Annotated in this window: 5 protein-coding genes; 2 read left to right on the top strand and 3 right to left on the bottom strand. The window is 68.7% G+C overall.

What is annotated here, in order from left to right; translation table 11 throughout:
* Positions 1-243: 243 nt before the first annotated feature.
* From GP2_RS20560 to GP2_RS20550, 3 genes are read right to left on the bottom strand one after another with little or no spacing between them, the layout of a single operon-like run.
* Positions 244-1,143, bottom strand: coding sequence for an SDR family oxidoreductase (locus tag GP2_RS20560; RefSeq protein ID WP_006902575.1), 900 nt, complete (start codon positions 1,141-1,143; stop codon positions 244-246).
* Positions 1,144-1,177: 34 nt separating this feature from the next.
* On the bottom strand, positions 1,178-2,314 hold the full coding sequence (locus GP2_RS20555; protein ID WP_006902574.1) for an acyl-CoA dehydrogenase family protein: 1,137 nt from the start codon (positions 2,312-2,314) through the stop codon (positions 1,178-1,180).
* 33 nt (positions 2,315-2,347) lie between these two features.
* Positions 2,348-3,142 (bottom strand): enoyl-CoA hydratase-related protein, encoded by a 795-nt coding sequence (locus tag GP2_RS20550; RefSeq protein WP_006902573.1) that lies wholly within the window; start codon positions 3,140-3,142, stop codon positions 2,348-2,350.
* Positions 3,143-3,384: 242 nt separating this feature from the next.
* Between GP2_RS20550 and GP2_RS20545 the strand changes: the two genes are divergently transcribed.
* Both GP2_RS20545 and GP2_RS20540 read left to right on the top strand, forming a co-directional pair.
* Positions 3,385-4,695 carry an MFS transporter gene (locus GP2_RS20545; protein ID WP_006902572.1) on the top strand — a complete coding sequence of 437 codons (1,311 nt, stop codon included), beginning with the start codon at positions 3,385-3,387 and terminating at the stop codon, positions 4,693-4,695.
* Between the two features lie 126 nt (positions 4,696-4,821).
* On the top strand, positions 4,822-5,624 hold an 803-nt coding region (locus tag GP2_RS20540; RefSeq protein ID WP_006902571.1), incomplete at its 3' end, for a tyrosine-protein phosphatase.

Genomic DNA, 5,624 nt, shown 5'->3' with positions numbered 1-5,624 from the left:
CCGAGGTGCGTGTCGAAACGTGGTGCGGTGGTGTGTGGTCGGGTCTTCAGGTCGGCTCACCTGACCTCGACGCGTCGCTCGCCTTGGGGGGCTCGCGTCGGCTCGGCCGGCGGGCAAAGGAGTCGGCTTCTGCTCGTTGAGCCGTGCCGAGGCGCTAGCCGAGGTGCGTGTCGAAACGCGGTGAAATGAGATTCGCCGTGGGTGGGCCACTCGGCACCACCCACGGCGAAGGTATCGGAGGAGTCAGACGCTGCGCTGGGCCTTGGCCTGCTCGGAGGCGGCCTGGCTGGTCTCGCGGATCTGCTGCCAGTCGGCGTCCGACAGCGAGGTCAGGCCAGCGAAAGTGCCTGGGCCGGCGAGCATCTGACCGCCGTCCATGGCGATCGTCTGACCGGTGAGGTAGTCGCAGGCATCCGAGAGCAGGAACATGCTCAGGTTGGCCAGCTCCTCGATGGTGCCGGCGCGGCCGGCCGGGATCTGATCGGTCTGGGTCGCACCCACCGAGCTCTTGTCGGTCGGGTTGAGCATCTCCCAGGCGTAGTCGGTCGGGATCGGGCCCGGCGCCACCGCGTTGACCCGGATGTTGTGCTTGGCCCACTCCACGGCCAGCGACATGGTCATCGAGTGCACGGCCGCCTTGGCCATCGCCGAGGGCACCACGAAGGCCGAGCCGGTCCACACCCAGGTGGTCAGCGTCGAGATCACCGAGCCGGGCAGGCCTTCGGCGATCCAGCGCTTGCCGGCCGCGTGAGTGGTGTGGAACGAGCCGTTCATCACGGTGCTGGTGATCGCCGAGAAGGCCCGCGGGCTCAGGTCCTTGGTCTGGGCGATGAAGTTGGCGGCGGCGTTGTTGATCACGCCGGTGAGCGGTCCGTGCTCGCTCCAGATCTGGCCCATCACGCCGTCGACGCTGTCGTAGTCGCGGACGTCGACGGCGTGGAAGTGCACTGAACCGGGCCGGGAAGCCGAGGCTTCCGCGGCCGCCTCGGCGAGCACCGTCTCGCGGCGGCCCCACAGGTGCACCTGCGCACCGTGTTCCACCAGGTGCCGGGCCACGCCGCGGCCCAGGCCGGTGCCGCCACCGGTGATGAGAATGCGCTTGCCCGAGAGCAGTTCGCTGGAGAAGGGGGTGTGGTCACTCATCGGTACCTCACTAGGTTGGGGTTTGGGCGGCCGGTCACAGGCCGATGTGCTTGGCGATGATCTCGCGCTGAATCTCGTTGGTGCCGCCGTAGATCGGCGGCGCCAGGGCGCGGCGCACCTGGCCTTCCATCCCGAACTCGCGGGTGTAGCCGGCACCGCCCATCAGCTGCATCGCCTCGAGCGTGGCGTGCTTGGCGATCTCGGTACAGCGCAGCTTGGCCATGGCGCTCTCTTTGTTCAGATCGTCCTCGCGACCGGCGTCGATCTTGGCGGCGACGTCGTAGAGGAAGACCCGGGCGAACTCGATGTCGGTGGCCAGGTCGGCCAGCCGATGCCGCACCGCCTGGAAGGAGCCGATGGTCTGGCCGAACTGCTCGCGCTCGCGGGCGTAGCCGACCACGTCGTCCAGCGCTCGGCGGGCCGCGCCGATGCTCATCGCGGCGATGATCAGCCGCTCGATCGACAGTCCGCGCATCAGCTGATACCAGGCGCGGTTCGGCTCGCCGACCACCGCATCGAGCGGGACCTCGACATCGGTGAAGAAGACGTCGTTGCAGGTCCGCGGTTCCATCGTCTCGATACCGCGGATGTCGATCCCGGGAGCATCGCGCGGCACCATCAGCAGGGTCATCCCCTGATGCCGGCTGCCGGAGCTGTCCTCGCGGGTCAGCACCAGCAGATGCTCGGCGATGTGCGCGGCGGAGATCCAGGTCTTCTGCCCGTTGATCACGTAGCGATCCGGCTCCCGGCGCGCGGTGACCCGCAGGCCGGCCAGGTCGGAGCCGGCGCCGGGCTCGCTGAGCGCGATCGCCTCCAGTCGGCCCTCGACCAGGTTGTTCACCACGGTCTGCTTCTGACTTTCGCTGCCCCAGCGCAGATAGGTCTGCGCCGCGGTGAGACCGGTGGAGTAGGCGGTGATCGGGGCCAGTCCGCGGGAGGACTCCTCGAGGAAGATGCACTCCTCGACGAAACCTGCTCCGCCGCCGCCGTATTCGGCGGGCAGTGAGACGCCCAGCCAGCCGTGGCGGGCCATCGTGGCCAGCACCTGTGGGCTGTTGGCCAGGGTGCCGCCCTCGGTGACCGCGTCCCGCTGGGCGACCGTGGCCAGCTCGCGGCTGCAGTAGGTGGCCACTGCAGCCGCGAACTCACGTTGTTCGGCGGAGAAGTCCATCGCCTCGTCCCGGTCTACTCGCCTCGTCCCGGTCTACTTGCCCCGGTACTGACCGAAGTCCGGCTTGCGCTTCTCGTTGAAGGCGGTGATGCCCTCGCGCGCCTCGGGGGTCTCGCCGAAGATCTCCAGGGTGGAGTAGGCCATGCTGCCGATGCTCACGAAGTGCTCGGTGTCGGTGTTCATGGACTGCTTGAGCACCTTCAGCGCGGTCGGCGAGAAGTCCAGCATCTGGTCGGCCCAGGCGCGCACCTCGGCCTTGAGGTCGGCGGCCGGCACGACCTTGTTCACCAGGCCCCAGTCCAGGGCCTCCTCGGCCGACAGGCGGCGCAGCATGAACCAGATCTCGCGGGCGCGCTTCTCGCCGACGACGCGGGCCAGGTAGCCCGAGCCGAGGCCGGCGTCGAAGGAGCCGACGCGGGGACCGTTCTGGCCGAACTGGGCGGTGTCGGCGGCGATGGTGAGGTCGCAGAGCACGTGCAGCACGTGGCCGCCGCCGATCGCCAGGCCGTTGACCGCGGCGATGACCGGCTTGGGGGTGTCGCGGATGACGCGGTGCAGGGCGTCGACCTCGAACAGGCCGCTGGCCGAGGGGCCGTAGTCGCCGGTCTCCATGCGCTGCTTCTGGTCGCCGCCGGCACAGAAGGCCTTGTCGCCGGCGCCGGTCAGGCAGACCACACCGACATCGCTGCTGACCCAGGCGCGCTTGAAGGCCATCACCAGCTCGTCGACGGTCTGCGCCCGGAAGGCGTTGTACCGGTCGGGCCGATTGATGGTGATCGTCGCGAGCCCGTTGTCCACCTCGTAGGTGATGTCGGTGTAGTCGGCCATGAGATTCGGTCCTTTCGGGTGGTGGGCGAGACCCACAACTTCTGGTCATTAGGACTGACCATTTATTTCAGGCTAGCCCCGAGGGTTCGGGGGCGCAAGGCCTCCGGGTGGCGGATCGGGACGAATCGGGGGAGTTAGTCCCAATGTGGTCCAACCATTGCATATGAACAGTCCATATGTTGCCATAGATGTGAGGAGAGTCACGACCGTGGCCCCCACGACGTCTCCCGGGGAGGATTCACATGGCGGTTTCGGTACAGGCCACCGGCGCCCGCAGCGTCAACCGATGGTGGTACGTGGTCACGGGCTTCCTGACTCTGCTGTTCGGCACGAGCACGGTCAACGTGCTGTTCAACGTGCTCGGCAAATCCATGGCCGACGAGTTCGGCTGGGAACGCAGTGTGATCTCCAACGGCTTCTCGATCGAGACGATCCTGACCGGCGTCAGCATCGTGGTGCTCGGCATCCTGGTGGACCGCTACGGCCCCAAGTGGCCCTCGGTTCCGATGACCCTGGCCTTCGGCATCGGTCTGATGCTGATGTCGGTGGTGCCCAACAGTCAGCTGGTCTTCTACTTGCTCTGCGCCCTGATCGGCGCCGGGGCCGGTGCGGTCAACCCGGTCGCCCACGCCACGGTGGTCAGCGCCTGGTTCGTCCAGCGCCGCGGCCTGGCGCTCGGCGTGCTGATGGCCGGTCTCGGTGCCTGCGGCGTGCTGATGCCGTACCTGGCCAACTGGGTCTTCGGGCAGGTCGGCTGGCGCTCGACCTTCCTGGTCATCGGTGCGATCTGCACCGTGATCCCGACCGCGGTCTATCTGCTGGTCACCAAGATGCCGGCCAACCACGAGGCCGAGCGGCTCGCCGCCCGCAAGCTCGGCGCGGTCGCCGGCCAGTCGCTGATCTCGATCGCCCGCACCTCCCGGCAGTTCTGGCTGCTGAGCATGGCGATCTTCCTGGTCTCGACCGCCACCTTCGGCCTGATGTCGCAGGTGGTGCCGATGACCACCGACAAGGGCATCGACCGCGGGATCGCGATCACCGCGCTCTCGGTGCTGAGTCTGGCCTCGATCGCCGCCCGCCTGCTGACCGGCTACCTGCTCGACCGGGTCTTCGCCCCGTTCATCGGCTCGGTCATCTTCGCGCTCTGCGGTGTGGGCGTGGTGCTGCTGATCTCCGGTTCCACCAGCGGAGTGCTGATCGGCGGGGCGGTCCTGGTGGGTCTGGCCCTCGGCGCCGAAGGCGACCTGGCGGCCTACATGAGCAGCCGCTACTTCCCGAAGCACTCCTACGGCCGGGTGCTGGGCTTCGTCTACTTCCTGTTCGCCATGGGGTCGGCCTTCGGGATCTTCCTGCTCGGTCAGGTCTATGCCGTCACCGGCTCCTACGCCGCGAGCATGGTGCCGATCGTCGGTATGGTGATCGTCGCGATCGTCTGTCTGCTGGCGATGGGGCCGTACCGATTCGGCCTGGGCCACGAGACGGCCGTCGCCGAGGCACCGACCGACCCGTCGGCGCCGGTCGAGCAGCCGAGCGAGGTGGCCGGTGGCCGCTGACCCGGACGGCGCGATCGCCTGACCAAACGACCTGGCGTAGCCGGTTCAGTCGCTGAACCGGCTACGCCGCATGAGAGGGGAACCCTGCCGATTTCGACCGAGCTCGACGGAAACCAACTCGCCAGTGTGGTCAACGCACGTGACCTGGGCGGCCTGCCCGCGGGCGCGGGCCGGACCCGGCCGGGGGTGCTGCTGCGCAGTGATGCCCCGTACCTGGGCGATGCTCATCCCGAGGGCCTCGTCTGGCCACCGGCCACGGTGGTGGACTTGCGCGATCCGGCGGAGTCGGCGCGCAGCGGCTACCCCTGGCCCGGCGAGGTCGAGGTGGTCAGCAACCCGCTGTTCAGCGGGGCGCGGCTGGACCGGGCGGTGGAGAAGCCGCTGATCGACATCTATCGCACCGTGATGGACACCGCGGCCCCGCGCGTGGTCGCGGCGATCGACCGGTACAGCGAATCGGGCGCGACGGTGGTGCACTGCGCGGCCGGCAAGGACCGTACCGGCATCGTGGTGGCGGTCTCGCTGCGGCTGGCCGGGGTGGCGCCGGAGGCCATCGTCGAGGACTATCAGCGCACCGAAGACGCGATCGAGCAGGTCTATCACCGGATGCGCGAGCGGCGCCGGCTGCCCGCGGCGGTCGAGCCGGACCACCAGATCTTCCGGACCCCGCGGCCGGCCATCGAGCTGGTGCTCGACCGGCTGGAAAGCGCCGGTGGCGCCTGGGAGGGGTTCGAGGCCCACGGCGGCGACCGGACCGTCTGGACCGCTGGCGCACCCGCTTCATCGAACCCTGACCGCCGTCGCCGGCCCACCCGCCCGCCACGAAACCCCCCACTTCTGATGAAACCCACCGCCTCAGACGGGGGTCAGAGGCGGTGGGTTTCGAGAAAAGTGGGGGTTTGCGAAGGACGGGCGGGGGCGGGGCTAGG

This window comes from Gordonia paraffinivorans NBRC 108238 (assembly GCF_000344155.1).
Taxonomy (GTDB): domain Bacteria; phylum Actinomycetota; class Actinomycetes; order Mycobacteriales; family Mycobacteriaceae; genus Gordonia; species Gordonia paraffinivorans.
Note: the sequence above shows the minus strand (reverse complement) of the source record. Positions and strands in the feature narration are given on the sequence as shown.